The organism is Micrococcus sp. 63XJN7_8_ISO-PGPR-S23-253 (genome assembly GCF_056173425.1).
In genome coordinates this window covers 112,374-131,747 of record NZ_CM149673.1, presented here as the reverse complement: position 1 = coordinate 131,747, position 19,374 = coordinate 112,374, and the positions used below count along the sequence as shown (strand labels likewise).

Below are 19,374 nucleotides of genomic sequence, written 5' to 3'. Positions count from 1 at the left end.
CTCACCCCCCGAGCACCGGCTGCAGGGCCTTGATCAGCTCGTTCACGCCGATCGCCACGAACACGGCCGCGGTCAGGCCCAGCAGGGTGTTGCGGACCCAGCCGTTGCGGAACTGCCGCGGCACGTCCTTCGTGTTGTTGAGGAACAGCAGGGTCACGGCCAGGAACGGCATGAACAGGGCGCCGAGCGTGCCGTAGAGCAGGATCAGGAAGATCGGCCGGTCCAGGAACAGCAGCGCCATGGGCGGCAGGGTCAGCCACAGCAGGAAGAAGCGGCCGGGCTTCGAGGACAGCGACGGCGCGTCGTCCTGGTCCAGCTCCTCGGCGGGCCGGCGGAAGTTCGTCCAGAAGTCCGCGAACATCAGCGAGACGCCGTGCCACACGCCCAGCAGGGAGGAGAAGGACGCGGCGAAGAATCCGACGAGGAACACCGTGGACCACGCCGAGCCGTAGCGCTCGGCCAGCACGTCGCCGACGTCGAGCAGGCCCTTGTCGCCCGAGGAGATCGCCAGCCCCGCCGAGTGCAGCAGCTCGACGCCCATGATCATGGTGGCGATCACGAAGATGCCCGTGAGGATGTACGAGGTCGCGTTGTCGAACCGCATGACCTTCAGGTACTTCGGGACGTTCCAGCCCTTCTCGCGCAGCCAGTAGCCGTAGGCGGCGAGCGTGATGGTGCCGCCGACGCCGCCTGCGAGGCCGAGCACGTAGAACATGACGTCCGGGTCGCCGGAGGGCAGCTGCGGCACGAGACCGGCCAGGATCGCGCCCAGGTTCGGGGCCGTCAGCGCCGCGGAGAGCAGCACGGTCACGAACATGACGCCGATCAGCACCGTCATGAGCCACTCGATGAGGCGGTACCTGTCCAGCCAGACCAGCCCCAGGCCGATCAGGCCCGCGGCGATCGCGAACACCTTGCTGTCCACCCCGGGGAACAGCGCCGCGAGCGGCAGGGCGGTGGAGGACATCGCCGTCGCCCCGTACACGATGCCCCAGATGAGGATGTACGGGCCGAAGTACCAGGACGTCCAGGCCCCGAGGGTGCGCCAGCCCTGGAAGATCGTCTTGCCGGTGGAGAGGTAGTAGCGGCCCACGCCCTCCACGAGCACGATCTTGAAGATCACGCCCAGCACCACGGCCCACAGCAGCATGTAGCCGTAGCGGGAGCCGGCGGTCAGGGTGGCCACCAGGTCCGCCGCGCCCACGCCCGTGGCCGCGGCGACGATGCCCGGGCCGAGGGAGTTCCAGCGCGGGCGGATCGGCGTCTCGTTCAGTTCGGCGTCGGTGAACCCGACGATGTCCGGGTTGTGCACGGGGCGCCCGGGGTCGACGGCGTGGGCCATGGGATGCTCCTGCGATCGGGGATGCGAGTGATGCGAGTGGCGCAACAAGTATCACGCATGGAAGCGACGCCGCTCACATCCTTCCGCGGTGCTTCACACGTGCGTCCCGTCCGCCTCCACGGCGATGCCCAGCTCGTTGCCCGGGATCGAGGCGAGCAGTCGCCGCGTGTACGGGTGCCGGGGGTTGGTGAAGACCTCCTCGGAGCTGGCCGCCTCCACCACCTGGCCGTCCTTCATGACGCACACGTAGTCGGAGATGAGCCGCACCACCGCCAGGTCGTGCGAGATGAACAGGTAGCTCAGCCCCAGCTCGTCCTGCAGGCGGCGCAGCAGCGTGAGGATCTGGTCCTGCACGAGCACGTCCAGTGCGGAGACCGGCTCGTCGCACACGATCAGCTCGGGGTTCAGCGCGAGCGCGCGGGCGATCGCCACGCGCTGGCGCTGTCCGCCCGAGAGCTCGGCCGGGTACCGGCGATGGAAGTGGGAGGGCAGGGCGACCTGGTCCATGAGCTCGAGCACGCGCGCCCGCCGCTGCCTGGCGTTGCCCCGCCGGTACGTCTGCAGCGGCTCCTCGATGATCCGGCCCACCGTGAACGAGGGGTTGAGCGAGGAGAAGGGGTTCTGGAACACGGCCTGCACACGCTGCCGGAAGTCCTTGAGCCCCTCCCCCTTCAGCGCCAGCACGTCCTTGCCCTCGAAGCTGATCTCGCCCGAGGTCGGCTCGATCAGCTTGAGCAGCATGCGCGCCGTCGTCGTCTTGCCGGAGCCGGACTCGCCGACGATCGAGACGGTCTTGCCGCGCGGGATCTTCAGGGAGACGTCCTTCGCGGCGGTGAAGTCCTCGTGCCCGCGCACGGGGTAGACCTTCGTGAGGTCGCGGATCTCCACCAGCGGGGTGAGGTCCTGCTTCGCCAGGGCCACCGTGGTCAGAGCCGCGGTGTCGTCCTCGGCCAGGTCGGCCGGGGCGGGATCGAAGGCCTCGGGCAGCAGGCGGGCCGCCGCCACCGACGGCGCGGCCGCCACGAGCGAGCGGGTGTAGGCGTGCTGCGGGTCCTCGAGGATGGCCCGCGCGTCGCCGGACTCCACCACGCGTCCGCGGTGCATCACCACGAGCTGCTGCGCCCGCTCGGCGGCGAGGCCGAGGTCATGGGTGATCAGCAGCACGGAACTGCCGAGCTCGCGGGTCATCTCGTCGATCTGGTCCAGGATCACCTGCTGCACCGTCACGTCCAGGGCGGAGGTCGGCTCGTCCGCGATCAGCAGCTGCGGCCGGCACGCCAGGCCGATGGCGATCAGCACGCGCTGACGCAGGCCGCCCGAGAGCTCGTGCGGATACTGCTTGGCCCGCCGCGCGGGCTCGGGGATGCCGGCGCGCTCCATCACCTCGACGACGGCGGCCCCCACGTCCTTCTTCGTCGCCATGCCGTGGGTCAGCAGGGTCTCCCCGATCTGCTGCCCCACCCGGGTCACGGGGTTGAGGTTGGACATCGGGTCCTGCGGCACCAGCCCGATCCGGCGGCCGCGGATGCCGCGCATCCGCGACTCCGGCAGGCCCACGAGCTCCTCGCCCGCGAAGCGGACGGAGCCTGCCGTGACCCGGCCGTTGCCGGGCAGCAGGCCGATCGCGGCCATCGCGGTGGTGGACTTGCCCGAGCCGGACTCGCCCACGATCGCCAGCGTGCCCCCGGCCGGGAGCGTGAGGGACGCGCCCTCCACGGCCTGCACGGTGCCCTGCTGGGTGGTGAACTCCACGTCCAGGTCACGGATCTCCAGCAGCGGGGCGCCGGCCGCGGGGACCGCGGGCGCCGCGCCGGGGCCGGGCGCGCCGTCGTCGTGCTTGGGGTCCATGGTCAGCGCCTCCGGGAGGTCGGGTCGAGGGCCTCGCGCAGGGACTCGCCCAGCAGGGTGAAGCCGAGCGCGGTGATGGCGATGCACAGGCCGGGCAGGAACGCGAGCCACGGGTTGATGCCCAGCTCGGCCTGCGCGTAGGTGAGCATGCGGCCCCACTCGGCGGTCTCGGGGCGGCCGCCGCCGAGGCCGAGGAAGGACAGGGCGGCCGCGTCGATCACGGCCGTGGCCAGGGTGAGCGTGGCCTGCACGATCACGGGGCCCAGCGAGTTCGGCAGCACATGGGACATCGTGATCCGCCCGCGCGAGAGGCCGAGGGTCTGCGCCGCGAGCACGTAGTCCGACCCCTTCTGCGTGAGCATCGAGGACCGAAGCAGCCGCGCGAACACGGGCACCTGCGCCACCCCGATCGCGATCATCACCGCGAACGGGGTCTGCCCGAGGATCGCCGCGATGGACACCGCCAGCAGCAGATTCGGCACCGAGAGCAGGATGTCCACCACGCGCATCACCACGGAGTCCACCCAACCGCCGAACGTGCCGGCCAGCAGGCCGAGCAGCATGCCACCGACCAGGCCGAACGCCGTCGAGATGACGCCGATGAGCAGCGAGGCCTGCGCGCCCCAGATCAGCTTGGAGAGCACGTCCCCGCCGAAGCGGTCCAGGCCCAGCGGGTAGCCGGCCACCTCGCCGGGGCCGGGCACGTGGGTGGGGCGGATCTCGCGCATGCCGGGCGTGGCCGTGCCCGCGTACGGGGCCAGCACCGGGGCGAGGACGGCCACGAGCACGAAGAGCAGCACGATCACGGCGCCGGCGATCGCCGCCGGGTTGCGGCGCAGCCGCTGGAACGCGGCGCCCCACACGGAGGTGCCGCGTGCGTCCGCGGCGGCCTCGGTGGTCGCCTGGGTGGCCCCGGCCTCGACGGGCGCCAGCGCGTGGTCGACGGCGTGCTCGGTGGGTCCGCCGCCGGGGCTGGGGGGCAGGTTCACGCTCATGAGACACGCACCCTCGGGTCGATGAGGCCGTAGGAGACGTCCACGACCAGGTTGATCAGCGAGTAGAGCAGGGCGATGAAGATGATGAAGCCCTGCAGCACCGGGAAGTCGAGCTGGAAGATCGCCTGGGCGAGGAACCGGCCGATCCCGTTGAACGCGAACACCGTCTCGGTGAGCACCGCCCCGGAGATCAGCAGGCCCAGCTGCAGGCCGAGCGTGGTGCTCACCGGCAGCAGGGCGTTGCGCATGATGAACCGGTCCCGGATCAGGCGCGGGGCCAGGCCCTTGGCACGGGCCGTGCGCACGAAGTCCGCGTCCTGCACGTCCAGCACGGAGGCGCGGGTGATGCGCGCGATGATCGCCAGCGGGATGGTGCCCAGCGCGATGCCGGGCAGCACCAGGTGGGTCAACGCGTTCAGGGCCGCGTCCCACTCGGCGGTGATGATGCCGTCCCACACGTAGAAGTTCGTGTAGTGGGTGGCGTCGATCCGCGGGTCCTGCCGGCCGTCCGTGGGCAGCCAGCCCAGCTTCACCGCGAACACCCACTTGAGGATGAACGCCAGGAAGAACACGGGCACCACCACGCCGATCAGGGACAGCACGACGGCGACGTCGTCCTGCCACCGGCCCACATGGCGGGCGGCCCAGTAGCCGAGCGGGATGCCGATGACCACCGCGAACACGATCGCGAAGATCGAGAGCTCCAGCGTGGCCGGGAAGCGGTCCGCGAACTCCTCGACCACGGACCGATTCGTCATGATCGAGGTGCCGAAGTCGCCGCGCAGCAGCCGCCCCATGTAGGTGACGTACTGCTCGAGCAGGGGCTTGTCGAAGCCGTACGCCGCGTTCACCCGGGCCACGGCCTCGGGGGTGGCGCGGTCGCCGAGCAGGGCGGTGGCGGGGCCGCCGGGCAGGCTGCGGACCCACACGAACAGCAGGACGGACAGTCCGAACAGGGTGGGGATCAGCAGCAGCAGGCGCTTGCCGATGAGTCTGAGCACGAGGGGCCTCCATGCCGGCGCGGGGGCCGGGCCGGTCGGTGCGAGGGACGGGCGGTGGCGGGCGGGCCCGCGACGACGGCGCCGGGGCGCGGCGCCGTCGTCGCCGGTGGGGCGGGTCGTCCCCGGCCCTCCGGGCTCACTCGGTCAGGTCGATCTCGTTGAAGACCTCGTCGTTGACCGGGCTCGCCGGGTAGGAGGCCACGCGCTTGTCGAAGGCCAGCGACGGGGCCGGGTGGGCGAGCGGGACCGCCGGGACGATCTCGGAGATCTGCTCGTTGATCTCCTGGTACTTCGGCGTCTGCTCCTCGAGCGTCGGGATCTGGCGGGCCTCCTCGAGGGCGGAGAACAGCTCCTCGTCGGTGAAGCCGAACTCGGGCTTCTCCTGGCCGAAGAACACGCCCACGAAGTTGTCCGTGTCGTTGTAGTCGCCGGTCCAGCCGAGCAGGTGGATGCCGTGGTCCGCGGAGCCCTGCACCTGGTCGAGGTAGTCCGGGCTCCACTTGGCCGGCTTCGCGTTCACCGTGATGCCCACCTCGGCCAGCTGGCTCGAGAGGTTGGAGAACGCCTGCTCGGGGGTCGGCATGTACGGGCGCGAGACGCCCGTGGGGTAGTTGAAGTCGATCGTGAAGCCGTCCGGGTAGCCGGCCTCGGCGAGCAGCGCCTTGGCCTTGGCGGGGTCGTGCTCGTACGTGGTGACGTCCTCGCTGTACCCGTTCACGGACTTCGGGATGAACTGGGTGGCGGGCTCCGTGCCCTCGGGGAGGGTCTGCGCGATGAGGGCGTCCTTGTCGATCGCGTGGGCGATCGCCTGGCGCACCCGGACGTCCTGGAGCTCCTCCTTCTCCTGGTTCAGGCCCAGGTAGAGGATGGTGAACGGGTCGCGGGCCACCACGTTGAAGCCGGCCTCGGACAGGGCCGCGGTGTCCGCGGGGGCCACGAGGTCATAGCCGTCGATGTCCCCGGCCTCGAGCGCCTGACGGCGGGCCACCGGGTCGTCGATCACGCGGAAGGTGATGTCCGTGACCTCGCCGCCCTCGCCCCAGTAGTCCTCGTTGGCGGTGAGCTTGATGTCCTCGCCCACGCTCCAGGACTCGAACTTGTAGGGGCCGGTGCCGGTGGGGTGGGCCCGGGCGTACTCGGACAGCTGCGGCGACTCGGCGGTGCCGCCCACCTCGTCCGCCTTGTACTCCTCGAGCGCCTTCGGCGACTGCATGGCGAAGGCCGGCAGGGACAGGGAGGGGATGAATCCCGCGAACGGCTGCGCCAGCGTGATCCTCGCCTCGTGCTCGCCGGTGGCCTCGCACTCCTTGTAGACGGCGTCCTCGGGCTTGTCCGCGAAGCCGCGGAACAGCTTGCCGTAGTAGTACGAGAGGGTCTCCGACTGCTGGATGCCCGTGAAGTTGTACCAGCGGTCGAAGTTGGCGCACACGGCCTCCCCGTTGAACGGCTCGCCGTCGTGGAAGCGCACGCCCTCCTTCAGGGTGAAGGTGTGCGTGAGGCCGTCCTCTGAGGACTCCCAGGACTCGGCCAGCAGCGGCGCGGGGTCCGCGGTGCCCGGCTTCGTGCCCACGAGGCCCTCGAAGATCTGGCGGGAGACCCGGAAGGTCTCGCCGTCGGAGGCGAAGGCCGGGTCCAGGGTCTTCGGGTCCGAGGACGCGGCGAAGATGAACGAGCCGTCCACCTGGGCGGCGTCGCCCCCGCCCGAGCCGCCGGAGCCGCCGCCGTCGCGCTGGCTCTGGGCGCAGCCGGTGACGAGCAGGGCGCCGGCCGCGGTGAGCGCGGCGGCGGACAGGAGTCGGTGACGCAGACGGGTGGCCATGGGGGCTCCTCCGGGAGAGGTCTCAGCCGAGACGCGGGTGCGAGGGGACCGCACCGTCGGATGTGACCTGGAGCACGGTCTTGGACGTGACTATAGGCACAAGCGCGGGCAGGAACGCAACGCAGGCCGCGTCTGCGCGTGCGGCACGGCACCCTCAGGCCCCGGTGGGCGCCTGCTCCCGTCGTGCGGAGGCTCGCTCGCGGACCCAGCGCAGCACGTCCTCCGGACGGTTGGTGGTAAGCTCCTGCACCCCCTGGGCGAGGAGGAACTCGGCGTCCTCGCGCTCGTCGACGGTCCACACGCGCAGCCGCCGCCCCGCCGCCAGCCAGGCCTTCACGTCCGCCAGGTGCTCCCGCACGTAGGCCACGGAGGGCCCCGCCATCCCGGCCCGGCCGCGCCAGACGAGCGCCTCGGACCCGGCCAGCGACTGGCGCGCCGCCGCGCGCACCGCCGCCCGGCTCAGTGGCCCCCGCGCGAGCCGGGTCGGCAGCTCCGTCGGCAGGAGGTCCATCAGGGGGCAGAGGGGGTCCGTGCCGGCCAGCGGAGCCACGTGGCGCAGCGCGTCCGGGTGGAAGCTCATGAGAGACACCTGCACCTGACCCACCCGGCCGGTCTCCGGGTCCCAGCCGGCCCGCAACAGCTCCCGCAGCACCCGCTCCTCGAGCTCATGTCCGAACGGGGAGGGGTGCTTGAGCTCCACGGCCAGACGCAGCGGCCGGTCCGCGGCCGTCGCGATCGCCAGGAGGTCGGCCAGGGTGAGCACCTGCTCCCCCGCGCCGCCGTACGCGGCGGGCGGCGCCGTCGTCGTGGTGGGCTCGCCCCCCGGACGCCGGGCGTGCCACGAGACGACGTCGAGGCCGCGCAGCCGCTCGAGCGTGTGGTCCGCGACGGCGCCGCGGCCGTCCGAGGTGCGGTCCACGGTGGGGTCGTGCCAGCAGACGACCTCGCGGTCCCGCGTGAGCTGGACGTCGCATTCGAGACCGTCCGCGCCCACGCCGAGGGCGTGGAGCATGGCGGCGCGGGTGTGCTCGGGGAAAGCGGCGGAGGCACCGCGGTGGGCGATCACGAGGGCGGGCACGCCGCCAGGCTAGGGAGCGCGTGTGCCGGCCGCGTCACCGCAGGGTGCCCGGCTGGTTAACTGGTGGGGACCATTCGGTGCGCGCGATCAGGAGCCTCCCGTGTCCCTCTCCCCCGACCCCGCCCAGCAGCTGCTCAGCGCCGGCGCCCTCGAACGCGCGGCGGGCCTGCGGCGCATGAAGGCCGTCGCCCTGGGGCTGCTCATCCTGCTGGCCGTGGTGTTCGTGGTCGCGTTCCCGTTGCAGGACACCCACCCGGTGTGGGGCTACGTGCGCGCCGCCGCGGAGGGCGGCATGGTCGGCGCGCTGGCGGACTGGTTCGCGGTCACGGCGCTGTTCCGCCACCCGATGGGGGTGCCCGTGCCGCACACCGCCCTGATCCCGCGGAAGAAGGACCAGCTCGGCGCCGCGCTGACCGAGTTCGTGCAGGAGAACTTCCTGGACTCGGAGGTCGCCCACGAGAAGGTCGACGGACTGAAGGTGGCCGAGGCCGCCGGCGGCTGGCTGCGCCGTGAGGAGAACGCGGCCCGCACCGCCCGGGAGATCGCGACGGCGGCCCGGGGCGCCATGGCCGCGGCCGACGACGACGCCGTCCAGGAGCTGCTGCGCCAGCTGATGGAACGCCACATGGTGGCCCCGGACTGGTCCCCCACGCTCGCGGGCGTGCTGGAGGACGTGGTGGCCGGCCGCCACCACGAGCGCGTGGTGGACCTCGTGGTCGCCCACACCGGGGACTGGGTGGCCGCCCACCCCGAGCTGTTCGTCGAGACGGTGCGCCGTCGCTCCCCCGAGTGGAGCCCGGACCTCGTGGACCGCCTCCTCGCCGAGCGACTGCACGCCGAGACCCTCAAGTACCTCGCCGGCATCCGCCGCGACCGGCAGCACGAGGCCCGCCGCGCCGTCGACGACTGGCTCGACCGCCTCGCGGACGAGATGCGGAACGAGCCGGCCACCCGCGCCTCGGTGGAGCGGTTCAAGCGGAACCTGTTCGCGGACGAACGGCTGCGTGCGTGGGCCGGGCGGGCCTGGGTCTCCCTGCGGGACTCGCTCCTGGGCGCGCTCGAGGACCCGTCCTCCGACCTGCACCGCGCGCTCGTGGCCGCCCTGCGCGACCTCGGCGCCCGCCTGCAGGAGGACCCCGAGCTGCGCGACCGCGTGGACGGCCACGCCCGCCGCGCCGCCGCGTATGCGCTGAGCTCCTACGGCCCGGCGCTCACCGGGGTGATCGAGGAGACGGTCGCCCGCTGGGACGGCGAGCAGACCGCGCGCACCCTCGAGCTGTTCGTGGGCAAGGACCTGCAGTTCATCCGCATCAACGGCTCGATCGTCGGCGCCCTCGCGGGCCTGGGGATCCACGGGGTGGCGACGCTGTTCCTCTGAGCCGCGGCTCCCGCCCCGCACTTTCGAACGTGGAATGGGGCGAATGGGCGCTTTCGAACGTGAGATTGGGCCTCTCTCACGTTCGAAAGCGCGGGGACGAGGCCGTCAGGCGGCGGGCTTGTCCTTCTCGTCCTTGCCGCCGGGCAGGGCGCGACGGATCGCACCGAAGACGCCGCCGTCGTCCTTGGTGCCATCGGCGCGCCCCTGTGCGGCGCCCTCGCGGATCTCGCCGGGGATCACCATCGGCAGGGGGCTGAAGAGCTCCGCGGCGTTCTCCATCACGGCCTTGCCCATGGCGCGGTTGCCCACGCCGCCGATCACGGCGCCCACGCCGAACGGCACGGCGCGGCCCACGAAGCCGGCACCCTGCCGCAGGCGCATCTTGCGCATGAACGTCCTCTTGAGGCGATCCACCACGAACGCGCTGATGCCGGTGCCCGATGCGGTGCCCGCGAGCGCGTTGAGGCTGGACTGCGGGTCGTAGGGACGGCCGGCCTTGGCGGCGGCCTCGCGGAGCAGCTCCTTGGCGTCGTCGCCGAGCATGAGGCCCATGACGAGGGCCTGGGCGCGCTGCGGGTCCTGCGTGGTGATGCCGTGCAGCTCGGCGAGGGACTGCGCGTAGAGGGCGGTGGCCTCCATGAAGCCGGCGACCGCGACACCGGACAGGCCGAGCGCGGCCACGGTGCCGATGCCCGGGACGATCGCGGTGCCGCCCACGGCGGCACCGGCCCCCGTGACGGTGGTCAGGTACTGCTGCCCGAGCCGCTCGGCGAGACGCTCCGGGCTCTCCCCCGGGTGCTTCGCCGCCATGCGCTGGATGTTCTTCAGGACCAGGGGGCGCTGGACCGCCAACACCGTGGAGAGGGCCTTCTCGAAGCCCTCCGTGGGCTCGCCGTTCTCATCGAGTGCCGACTTCAGCGCGAAGTCCTTCACCTTCCCGGACGCGTACCGGCCGATCGTCGAGTTCTTTGCCATGCGCGCCAGAGTATCGGCGCGCGATCCCCGCGGTCAGGACCCGGGCGTCGCCGCGCGCAGGGAATGCTCGAGGAAGATGCGCACGTCACGGACCTCGTCGGGGCCGGTCCCATGCAGGATCCCGGGGTAGGTGCGCACGGTCAGGCGGGTGTGCTCCTCGGCCCACGCGCGGGTGTGGGCGACGGCGTCCGGATGGATCACGGGGTCCTCGGCGTCCCGGCCCCAGAAGAACGGGCGCGGGCCCGGTCCCTCGGCCGGGGAGTCAAGCATGGCCAGCAGCTCGTTGTCGACGGCGAAGCCGCTCAGGCCCACACCGCAGGTGAACGCCTCGGGGCGCAGGCGCAGGACAGTCGTCGCCATGGCCATGCCCTGGGAGAAGCCGAGCACCGAGACGGTGCGGAAGCCGGCCACCACGACCTCCTCGGCGGAGAGCACGTCGAACACGCGGTGGGCGGCGGCGAGCACCTGGGCGAAGTCGGACTGGAGCAGCAGGTCGAGCAGGAACCAGCCGTGCGCGCCGGGGTCGCCCGGGCCTTCGGACGCCGTCTCGTCGATCTCGAAGCCGCCGCGCACCGCCAGGCCGGTGCACCGCTCCGGGAGCATCGGGAAGTGGCGGCGCGCCGCGCGGACCTCGTTGGAGCCGTAGCCGTGGAACACGAGCACCAGGTCCGTGCCCGCGCGCTCCGCCGGCGGGCGCGACCACACCACGCTGTGGCCGGAACTGATCGTCTCGGTGACTGGTGTGGGCGTGGGGCTCATGGCTCCATCCTAGGGAGGGCCCTGACTCGGCATCATGCCGGGCCAGGGGCCGCTCTCGGGTGGGCCCTGCGGGGATCGAACCCGCGACCGGCGGATTCTCGGGGCCTGGTCCTGGACCCTTCAGAGGTCTACCCATCCGCCGCATGATTCTGCGGTTCACGGGCCCGCCCCATCTCCTCTTACCCCTGTCCAAGCACGTCCTTTCCGGACGTTTCGGGTGAGTAAAGGGTGGGCGGTTCACAGTCAGGCGCCGCACCTCGCCGGATACGGAGTGGGCACCGACTAGCCTGGCCCCATGGATGCAGCGCCGATCTCACGACCTGAACTCGACTACGCATTCTTGGCCGAATACGCGCGAGTTGAAGGCAACAGCCTTACGGCGGTCGGGGCTAGTTTCACCTCGCTGGCCGTCCCCGTCGTCCCGTTCAGCACCACCATCTATGTGGCGGGTCGCTTCCGCGCCCCCGCGGATGGAGGCCCTTTCGCCGTAGAGGTCCACGCTGGGAAGGCGCATGAGGACCCGGCCGTCATCATGGTCACCTCCCTAGATCCCGCCGACGCCGTCGCCCCTTATCGCGGTCGAGCGGGTATGACGTTCGCGGTCGGCTTGCCAGTGACGTTCGCGTCTCCAGGCATGAAGCAGGTGCAGGTCATTCTGGAGGGGCAGGTCGTGCGCGACCTGTACTTTGAGGTAGCCGAGTACACTGAGACGGACGACTGACGCGATCTATGGGCGTCACGTTCTCGGGCCACGCACTCCAACGGATGAGTCAGCGAGGCATTACCGCGCAGGAAGTCCGCGAGGTCCTTACTCCTCACAGGATTATCCAGACGCGCCCAGGACAACTCCCGGGCCGTGTTGTTCACCTTGTCGAACTGCCCGACGGCCGCCGTATCGAAGTGGTCACGACGCCACCCGTAAAGGACTGCCCCCCTGGCGGTTCCGTAACCGTCGTGTCAGTCTGGGAGTGCTAGGGGCTCGGCGTGAGCCGTTGCCCCACAAAAGAGGAGAGAGCAACATGGAGATCCGAGAAGTCACTTATGACCGCGGCCTTGCCCTGGGCTACGTCCGCCTCGGGGAGGGCCAGGTCGCCCGCACGGTCCCTTACGGAGACCTGTTTGCAGTTGATTTCGCCTCAGACGGAACCGTCTACGGCCTTGAGGTGTTTGGGCCTGTGCGCTCCATCCCCGTAGACGAGATGGTGTCTGAGAACGGCTGGGACAGCGCCATCTGGTCCTGCCTGGCTATCGCAGCCAAGGAACTTGAGCGCCTCATGGACGCCCCCCAGTCCACGGGCAGTGACGGGCGGTTCCGCCCGCAGACAACTTGGAAGTCTCGACGCACCTCAAGCACCCTTGAGACCGCCTGAGACTGCCGCCCGCAAAGCCCCGCGCCGATGAACGGCGCGGGGCTTTGCTGTTGTCAGACAGTGGCGCCGGGGTCCACATTCCCGCGAGCGGCCTCACGCTCGGCCAAGGCCGCGGCCACGGCGCCCGCCAGTCCCCCGGCGCCGGGTGCGCCGTCGGCCTCAGCCTCGGCGTCGGCCAGGGTCACGGCCAGGCCCGCCAGCGCGGGGGCCTTGGCCAGGGCGGCGGCCATGTCCGCGTCCTCGGTAATGTCGGCGTAGCGGTCCAGGGTGGCCCGGTCCAGGCGGTCCCCCAGGGTGGGGGCGGCGGCCGGGTCCCCGCCGTTCACGGCCAGCCACGTGGGCACCCACCCCCGGCCGGCCTGGAGGGTCGGAACGTCGGCCGTGGCCACGATCTGATCCAGGGTGGCGCCCGCGTCCAGGCGCATCTCCACGCGCCGCCAGACGTCGGCGGTGGAGCCGGTGGGCGTCGGGAACTTGGCCAGGGCCTTGGCGTTCAGGCGGGCCGCCCGGTCGTAGTCCTCGCGGATCGGGCGGAGGGCCTGGGCGTAAGGGGTGCGGACGACGGCCTCGCGGTCCTGGCGGTGGCGGTCCAGGGCGTCTTGGGCGAGGTCGGGGTCCTGGTGGGCATGGGCGTCGTGCGCATCCTCCTGGCGGCATGGCAGTCGGAACCGCCTGCGAACGGACAGCGGCGGCGCCCGGACGACCTCCCGGATGTCGTGGACGCGCGGAACGTGGCCATCACGGGCGCCGTCGTGGTGGCGGGCCGCCGGGGCGCGGCGCGTCAGGGTCACCCCAAGCTGGCCACCCCCCAGACGTACACGGCGGACTTGCTCCGGCGCTGCTGGGGGCGGTCCATGGACCTTGGCATGCTGTCTCCGATGGTGTTCCCCTCGGTCGCGGCTACCGCCCGGGACCCGTCTAACTACCGGAAGCAGGGGCGGACGGCGCGTGAGGTCATCGGATTCGGATGGGCCACCCCGCACACGTTCCATAGGACTGTGGTCACGCGCTTGGCGAATGCGGCGTGCCTGGCTGTGGCATCGACGTACCTGGGCCACTCCGGGGAGGCCGTCACGCGGCCGCACTACCGGGCCAAGGCGCCGAAAGCAACGGGCATGACAGCCGTACTGGCTGGATTCTGGGAATCGGACGGAGAGAATCAATCATGACCACTACAGCGTTTCCCGACGACGGCGACTTCGGAGTGTCGTCGGAGGAGCTTCGTCGGGCAGTTCAATCGATCCGCGAAGCGGCCCGCCAAGCGACAGGTTCCTGGGAGGGGACCTTTCAAGTACCGGTCCCCTCACTTCCTTCTGACACCCTCGGCCAACTTGCCGAAGTCATCCAGGGGGTGAACCGACAACTCGCCCCGAGCCTCGAAGCCATGGCCGAGGTGACCGCTCAGGTGAACCGACAACTCGCCCCGAGCCTGCGAGCGGCAACGGACGTACTGGCACAGTTTCAACACAAGACTCGCATTCCGATTGGACAACTGGACCTGTCAGCACTCGCGGCGGTCGGGCGGGCAATTTCCGAGGACACGGACCTCGCAGGCGCGGTCGATCAAGCCGGGGCCAGTAACGAAGACCTGACAGCCGTAGCCGACCTGGTCGTCGCCGCCGTCCCGCCGGAGGGGGCAGGTGAGATATCCCGCGAGGACGTTCGCAGGGGAGTGTTTGCAGCGGTAACCGTGGCCTGGTTCGCCATGGCAGTGATGGTTGCCGTAGGCGCCCCCGACCCCTCATTGGTGAACTGGCTATGGAATCTGGCGTCTAGGACCATGGAGGGGGTCGCCATCGCCGCGTGGGCTTCCGGCAAGATTCTCCCGGCGGAGCCCACGGAAGGCGATCGCCCGTCAGAGTGAATCGGGTGGGTTTCGCGTGGATCGTAGCCCCCGGCCCACAATAGAGACGGCCCCTGACCAGGCGTCATGCCTGGTCAGGGGCCGCTCTCGGGTGGGCCCTGCGGGGATCGAACCCGCGACCGGCGGATTAAAAGTCCGATGCTCTGCCAGCTGAGCTAAAGGCCCCCACCCGCGGCCGACGACGACGGCGTGCGGCCGACGACGGCGACCCTTGCGGGTGCCCTCCGATGGTAGCCCAGGCGTCCGGGGCACTACCGTGGACGGGGCCGCCGCCTCCGGCGACCACATCCCCACCCCGATGCGCCCTCGAAGGGAGCCCGCCCATGGCACGTCACCGCCTGCCCGCCGGCCGCGGCGCCAGCTCGAGCGCCTCGGGTGTGCTGCGCCCGCACCGGCCCCGCCTCTCGGAGCCGCAGGAGCTCACGCACTTCGCCGGCGGCGAAGACCCGCAGGAAGTGGCCGCGGCGGCCTCGCGCCTGGCCCACGCCCTCGTGGCCGGCGGCCGCGCGGAGGAGGACCCGGCCATCGTCGAGCGGCTGGTCGGGCTGGTCCGCGAGCTGGGCGTCGAGACGCTCGCCGAGCTGTGGGCGGACGTTCCGCCCGTCTCGCTCGCCGGCGCCCTGTGGCGCCTGTACGTGCTCCAGGAGGCGACGGCCCGCGACGGCGAACGCTGGGCCGCCTGGTACCGCGCCGGGCACGCCGCCTACGCCTCGCGCGTCGTGGCGGGCGCCGTCGAGCCGCCGGGGCCGGCCGAGCTGCGCCGCCTCACGGACACGATCCTCACGGGCGCCTACCGCTCCGAGATCGACGTCGCGTTCGAGCGCGCCGCGGCCTACGCCCGCGTCGTGGCCCTGGGCCAGGTCGAGCACGCCGAGGGCTCCGAGGCCGCCGCCCCGGACCGCGCCGCCGCCCTCACCCGCCGGGCCGCGCGCCTGGTCAGCACCGCCGACGCCCTGGAGGCGGCGGGTCGAGCGTTTCGGGACGGATCGCTAGACTGATGGGGACGGCGCCGGGCCGCTGGTAACCCCGGGCTCCAACACATAGCCGCTGCGAGCGGCCTTCCGCCGAGAGGCGTTCCCGGTCCGGCGTCGTCGTCGACCCCTTCGCCACCCGTCGACGAGAGAGCGACCGCTGCCCATGTCCCCCCGCATGCCCTGGCTCGTCACGCGCGACACCCCGGCGCTGCGCCACATGGCGGACCTCGCCGAGGCCCTGCACCGGTCCGTGCATCTGGTGGCCCAGGTCGCAGGGACGCGGGGCCCCGAGGCGGACCGTGCCGCCCGTGAGCTCGAGGAGCTCGACTCGTCCTCGAGCGCCACCCTCATGGCCTTCCTCACCGCGCTGCGCAGCGCCTACGTGACTCCGCTGCCTCGTCAGGACCTCTACCGGCTGGCCAGCGGCGTGCACGCGACCACCCGGCGCGTCGTGTCGGCGGGCGTGCTGATCCAGCGGGCCGACCTGGAGGAGCTGCCGACGCACGCCCTCGACGTCCTCGAGACCGTGGGGCGGCAGGCCGAGCTGCTCGCCCGCGGCGCCGCCGAGGTGCGCGACCTCGATGCCCTGGAGGCCACGTGGATGCAGCTGCTGCGCGCCTCCCGCCGCACGGAGCGGATCATGGTCGAGTGGCTCGCCGACCTCGGCATGGACCTGCTGCAGCGCGACTACAACCGCCAGCGCGAGGTCGCCTGGGCGCTGCACGCGGCGCTCGAGGCCCTCTCCCGCGTGAACATGGACCTGGGCATGGTGCTTGTCCGTGAGTCCTGAGCCGGTGGAGGCGCCGTGACCGCGGGGCTCGCCGTCGTCCTCGTGCTGCTGTGCGCCGTCGGCGCGCTGATGGGGTTCCGCGACGCCCCCAACGCCGCGGCGCTGCCTGTCCGGTACCGGGCGCTGACCCCACGCGGGGCCCTCCTCCTGACCGGGGCGGTCAACACCGTGGGCGCCCTGCTGGGCATCGGGTTCATCACGCTGAGCGTGCACTACTTCACCTCGCCCGCGGTGCGCAGCGAGATCGGCCCCCTGGCCGTGGGCGTGTCCTGCGCGGTGACCCTCGTGTGGGGTCTGCTGCTGTGGTGGCGGCGCCTGCCCGGCTCCAGCACGCACGCGCTGATCTCCGCGCTGGCGGGCAGCCACCTCGCCGTGCGCCTGAGCCTGCACATCGACGTCGCCCACACCATCTTCGACCTCGTCCGCGCCGAGGTGCTGCTCAGCCTGCTGCTCTCGCCCCTGATCGCGTGGGCGCTCGCCCGCCTGCTCACCGCCCCCGCCATGCGGCTCGCCACCCGGGGCACCACGGTCAACGTCCAACACCGGGCCCGCGTCGCGTTGGGCATCTCCGCCAGCGCCATGGCCATGGGCCACGGCCTGCAGGCCGGTCAGCGCATGGGGGTGCTGTGGGCCGCCGTGCTGGTGGGGTCCGGGTCCGTCCTGGCGCCGGACGCCCTGACGGCCGAGTTCGTGGGGGGCGCGTTCCTGTTCGCGTTCGCGGTCGGGCTCGGCACGCTGGGCGGCGCCTGGCGGATCGCCTGGACCCTCACCGAGCGTCTCGTGCGCCTCGACCCCCTGCGGGCGTCCGTGGCCGCCGTCATCCCCGCGGGCCTGCTGTTCGTCGGATCCCTGGTGTTCCACCTGCCCCTGTCCTCCACCCACACGGCGACGGCGGCCATCGTGGGCGCCGGCCAGACGCAGACCTACGCGTCCGTGCGCTGGCCCACCGTGCTGCGCGTGGTCGGCTGGTGGCTGCTCACGCCGGTGGCCTGCGCGCTCCTCGGCCTCCTCGGCACCCTGGCCCTCCTCCCGCTGGCCTGAGGCCGCGCCCGACGACGACGCCCGGCCCCGCAGACGCCGCGACCCCGCCCGGCGTGCGGCCGGACGGGGTCGGGGACGGAGCGCGGGGCGGCTCAGCCGAAACGGCCGGAGACGTAGTCCTCGGTCTGCTGGCTCGAGGGGTTGTTGAAGATGACGTCGGTGTCGTCGTACTCGATCAGCTTGCCGGGCTTGCCGACGCCCTGGATGTTGAAGAACGCGGTCTTGTCCGCCACGCGCGCGGCCTGCTGCATGTTGTGCGTGACGATGATGACCGTGTACTCCTCCTTGAGCTCGTTGATCAGGTCCTCGACGGCGAGGGTGGAGATCGGGTCGAGCGCGGAGCAGGGCTCGTCCATGAGGATCACGTCGGGCTGCACCGCGATGGAGCGGGCGATGCACAGACGCTGCTGCTGGCCGCCGGAGAGGCCGGAGCCGGGCTTGTCGAGGCGGTCCTTGACCTCGTTCCACAGGTTGGCGCCGCGCAGGGACTTCTCCACGAGCTCGTCCGCACGGGACTTGTTCAGGCGGGTGCCGTTGAGCTTGTAGCCGGCCAGCACGTTGTCGCGGATGGACATCGTGGGGAACGGGTTCGGGCGCTGGAAGACCATGCCGATCTGGGAGCGGACGCGGACCGGGTCCACACCGTGCCCGTAGATGTCCTCGCCGTCGAGCAGGAGCTGGCCGTCCACGGTGGCGCCGGGGAGCACCTCGTGCATGCGGTTGATGCTGCGCAGGAAGGTGGTCTTGCCGCAGCCGGAGGGGCCGATGAAGGCGGTGACGGAGCGGGGGGCGATGTCGATGTTGACGCCCTCGACGGCCTTGAACTTGCCGTAGAAGACATCGACGTCGATGGCCTGGATGCGCTTGGACATGAGGCGGGGTTCCTTCTGGAGTCGCTGGGGAGCGGGAGAGTCTGCGAGGGGTGGCCGCCCCGGCGTGGGCCGGGGCGGCCGATGGTCAGCGGCCGGTCTTCGGGGCGAAGGCCCGGGCGATCAGACGGGCGGCCAGGTTCAGCATCATGACGATGAAGACGAGGAGCAGGGCCGCGGCCCAGGCGCGGGCCGTGGACGGATCCGCCGCGGTCGGGGAGAGCGGCGAGACCAGCTGACGGTAGATGTACACCGGCAGCGCCGTCATCCAGTCGTCGAACGGGTTCCAGTTGACGCTCTGGGCGAAGCCGGCCGTCACGAGGATCGGCGCGGTCTCGCCGGCGACGCGCGCGATGGCCAGCGTCACGCCGGAGGCGATGCCGGAGATCGCGGTGGGCAGGACCACCTTGGCGATGGTCTGCCACTTGCGCACGCCCAGGGCGTAGGCGCCCTCGCGGAGCTCGTTCGGCACCACGCGGAGCATCTCCTCGGTGGAACGGACGACCACGGGGATCATCAGCACGGAGAGGGCAATCGCGGCGCTGAAGCCCATCTGGACCGTCTGCAACGCCTTCGACTGGCTGCCCATCGTGAGCGTGAGGACCCACGAGACCGCGGCGTAGGCGAAGAGACCGGCCACGATCGAGGGGATGCCGGTCATCACGTCCACGAAGAACACGATGGCGCGGGAGAACCAGCCACCGCGGCCGTACTCCACCAGGTAGATGGAGGTGAGCATGCCGATCGGCACGGAGATCAGCGTCGCGATCAGCGTGATGAGCACGGTGCCGAGGAGGGCGTGGCCGAAGCCGCCGGGCAGGTCGCCGGCGGGCATGCCCGCCTCGACCCAGTTGGCGTCGGCGACGCCGGTGACGCCCTTCATGTCGTACGCGATCAGGTGCGGGTTGGAGATCAGCGTCGGCAGGCCGGTGGCGATCACGGACCAGAGGACCGAGATCAGCGGGGCCAGGGCGATCAGGAAGGCGAGCCACACGAGGTGCCGCCACAGGCCGTCCGTGGCGCGCCGACGGTTCTCCAGCACGCGAGTGGCCACGTACATGCCGATCACGAACAGGACGGCGGTGATGACGAGGAACCCGGCGACGTTGAAGCCGTCCGCGAGCAGCAAGGTGATGAGCGCGCCGAGGACGATGGCCCCGGCCGCGACGACCATCCAGGTCCAGCCCGGCATCTGACCGCTGGTCAGCGAGTTCGTCCGCGGGCTCTGCAGGCCCCCCTCGGGGCGCGTGGTGGTTGCTGTGGTGCTCATG

19 protein-coding genes and 1 tRNA gene are annotated in these 19,374 nt (G+C 71.5%); 8 read left to right on the top strand and 12 right to left on the bottom strand.

Annotation, left to right across the window (positions count from 1 at the left end; translation table 11 throughout):
* Position 1: 1 nt before the first annotated feature.
* The 6 genes from AC0VX4_RS00615 to AC0VX4_RS00590 all read right to left on the bottom strand — a co-directional run bounded on the left by AC0VX4_RS00615 (position 2) and on the right by AC0VX4_RS00590 (position 8,083).
* The gene (locus AC0VX4_RS00615) at positions 2-1,342 is read right to left on the bottom strand and encodes an Nramp family divalent metal transporter (protein WP_060774560.1); all 1,341 of its coding nucleotides are present in this window, start codon (positions 1,340-1,342) and stop codon (positions 2-4) included.
* Positions 1,343-1,435: 93 nt separating this feature from the next.
* The gene (locus AC0VX4_RS00610; protein ID WP_475464451.1) at positions 1,436-3,190 is read right to left on the bottom strand and encodes a dipeptide ABC transporter ATP-binding protein; all 1,755 of its coding nucleotides are present in this window, start codon (positions 3,188-3,190) and stop codon (positions 1,436-1,438) included.
* Between the two features lie 2 nt (positions 3,191-3,192).
* Positions 3,193-4,185, bottom strand: a complete 993-nt coding sequence (locus tag AC0VX4_RS00605; RefSeq protein WP_049158139.1) for an ABC transporter permease — start codon at positions 4,183-4,185, stop codon at positions 3,193-3,195.
* Complete coding sequence (locus AC0VX4_RS00600; protein WP_002856116.1) at positions 4,182-5,186, bottom strand: ABC transporter permease; 1,005 nt, start codon at positions 5,184-5,186, stop codon at positions 4,182-4,184. The genes AC0VX4_RS00605 and AC0VX4_RS00600 overlap by 4 nt, the downstream gene beginning before the upstream one ends.
* A gap of 136 nt (positions 5,187-5,322) precedes the next feature.
* On the bottom strand, positions 5,323-7,005 hold the full coding sequence (locus AC0VX4_RS00595) for an ABC transporter substrate-binding protein (protein WP_475464450.1): 1,683 nt from the start codon (positions 7,003-7,005) through the stop codon (positions 5,323-5,325).
* Between the two features lie 154 nt (positions 7,006-7,159).
* Complete coding sequence (locus AC0VX4_RS00590; RefSeq protein WP_060774557.1) at positions 7,160-8,083, bottom strand: glycerophosphodiester phosphodiesterase; 924 nt, start codon at positions 8,081-8,083, stop codon at positions 7,160-7,162.
* Positions 8,084-8,183: 100 nt separating this feature from the next.
* Between AC0VX4_RS00590 and AC0VX4_RS00585 the strand changes: the two genes are divergently transcribed.
* Complete coding sequence (locus tag AC0VX4_RS00585) at positions 8,184-9,461, top strand: DUF445 domain-containing protein (protein ID WP_144825045.1); 1,278 nt, start codon at positions 8,184-8,186, stop codon at positions 9,459-9,461.
* Between the two features lie 105 nt (positions 9,462-9,566).
* On the opposite strand, the gene AC0VX4_RS00580 is transcribed toward AC0VX4_RS00585, so the two are convergent.
* Both AC0VX4_RS00580 and AC0VX4_RS00575 read right to left on the bottom strand, forming a co-directional pair.
* Entirely contained in the window at positions 9,567-10,436 is an 870-nt protein-coding gene (locus AC0VX4_RS00580; RefSeq protein WP_145033034.1) for a hypothetical protein, read from the bottom strand.
* 33 nt (positions 10,437-10,469) lie between these two features.
* Positions 10,470-11,195 (bottom strand): alpha/beta hydrolase, encoded by a 726-nt coding sequence (locus AC0VX4_RS00575; protein ID WP_145033037.1) that lies wholly within the window; start codon positions 11,193-11,195, stop codon positions 10,470-10,472.
* 295 nt (positions 11,196-11,490) lie between these two features.
* On the opposite strand from AC0VX4_RS00575, the gene AC0VX4_RS00570 reads away from it, so the two are divergent.
* The 3 genes from AC0VX4_RS00570 to AC0VX4_RS00560 are packed head-to-tail and all read left to right on the top strand — an operon-like array spanning position 11,491 to position 12,565.
* Positions 11,491-11,916, top strand: a complete 426-nt coding sequence (locus AC0VX4_RS00570; protein WP_145033039.1) for a hypothetical protein — start codon at positions 11,491-11,493, stop codon at positions 11,914-11,916.
* An 8-nt stretch (positions 11,917-11,924) separates the two neighbouring features.
* Complete coding sequence (locus tag AC0VX4_RS00565) at positions 11,925-12,170, top strand: DUF4258 domain-containing protein (protein WP_145033041.1); 246 nt, start codon at positions 11,925-11,927, stop codon at positions 12,168-12,170.
* Positions 12,171-12,214: 44 nt separating this feature from the next.
* Positions 12,215-12,565 (top strand): DUF2283 domain-containing protein, encoded by a 351-nt coding sequence (locus AC0VX4_RS00560; RefSeq protein ID WP_145033043.1) that lies wholly within the window; start codon positions 12,215-12,217, stop codon positions 12,563-12,565.
* Positions 12,566-12,618: 53 nt separating this feature from the next.
* Here the strand turns inward: AC0VX4_RS00560 and AC0VX4_RS00555 are convergent, their stop codons facing one another.
* Entirely contained in the window at positions 12,619-13,356 is a 738-nt protein-coding gene (locus AC0VX4_RS00555; RefSeq protein WP_186321692.1) for a hypothetical protein, read from the bottom strand.
* A gap of 374 nt (positions 13,357-13,730) precedes the next feature.
* Here AC0VX4_RS00555 and AC0VX4_RS00550 point away from each other — a divergent pair, with 374 nt between their 5' ends.
* Positions 13,731-14,429: a hypothetical protein gene (locus tag AC0VX4_RS00550; RefSeq protein ID WP_145033046.1), complete on the top strand. Its 699-nt coding sequence runs from the start codon at positions 13,731-13,733 to the stop codon at positions 14,427-14,429.
* A gap of 92 nt (positions 14,430-14,521) precedes the next feature.
* Here the strand turns inward: AC0VX4_RS00550 and AC0VX4_RS00545 are convergent.
* A tRNA-Lys gene (locus AC0VX4_RS00545) sits at positions 14,522-14,594 on the bottom strand.
* Between the two features lie 158 nt (positions 14,595-14,752).
* On the opposite strand from AC0VX4_RS00545, the gene AC0VX4_RS00540 reads away from it, so the two are divergent.
* The 3 genes from AC0VX4_RS00540 to AC0VX4_RS00530 all read left to right on the top strand — a co-directional run bounded on the left by AC0VX4_RS00540 (position 14,753) and on the right by AC0VX4_RS00530 (position 17,234).
* Positions 14,753-15,427 (top strand): hypothetical protein, encoded by a 675-nt coding sequence (locus AC0VX4_RS00540; protein ID WP_475464449.1) that lies wholly within the window; start codon positions 14,753-14,755, stop codon positions 15,425-15,427.
* A 139-nt stretch (positions 15,428-15,566) separates the two neighbouring features.
* Positions 15,567-16,193 carry a hypothetical protein gene (locus tag AC0VX4_RS00535; protein WP_227448974.1) on the top strand — a complete coding sequence of 209 codons (627 nt, stop codon included), beginning with the start codon at positions 15,567-15,569 and terminating at the stop codon, positions 16,191-16,193.
* Positions 16,194-16,208: 15 nt separating this feature from the next.
* Positions 16,209-17,234, top strand: coding sequence for an inorganic phosphate transporter (locus tag AC0VX4_RS00530; protein ID WP_060774555.1), 1,026 nt, complete (start codon positions 16,209-16,211; stop codon positions 17,232-17,234).
* A 92-nt stretch (positions 17,235-17,326) separates the two neighbouring features.
* Here AC0VX4_RS00530 and pstB read toward each other — a convergent pair whose 3' ends face one another.
* Both pstB and pstA read right to left on the bottom strand, forming a co-directional pair.
* A complete protein-coding gene (gene pstB / locus AC0VX4_RS00525) occupies positions 17,327-18,106 on the bottom strand; it encodes a phosphate ABC transporter ATP-binding protein PstB (protein ID WP_002856095.1) in 780 nt (259 codons plus the stop codon).
* An 85-nt stretch (positions 18,107-18,191) separates the two neighbouring features.
* Positions 18,192-19,373, bottom strand: a complete 1,182-nt coding sequence (pstA, locus tag AC0VX4_RS00520; protein ID WP_036334630.1) for a phosphate ABC transporter permease PstA — start codon at positions 19,371-19,373, stop codon at positions 18,192-18,194.
* Position 19,374: the final 1 nt, after the last annotated feature.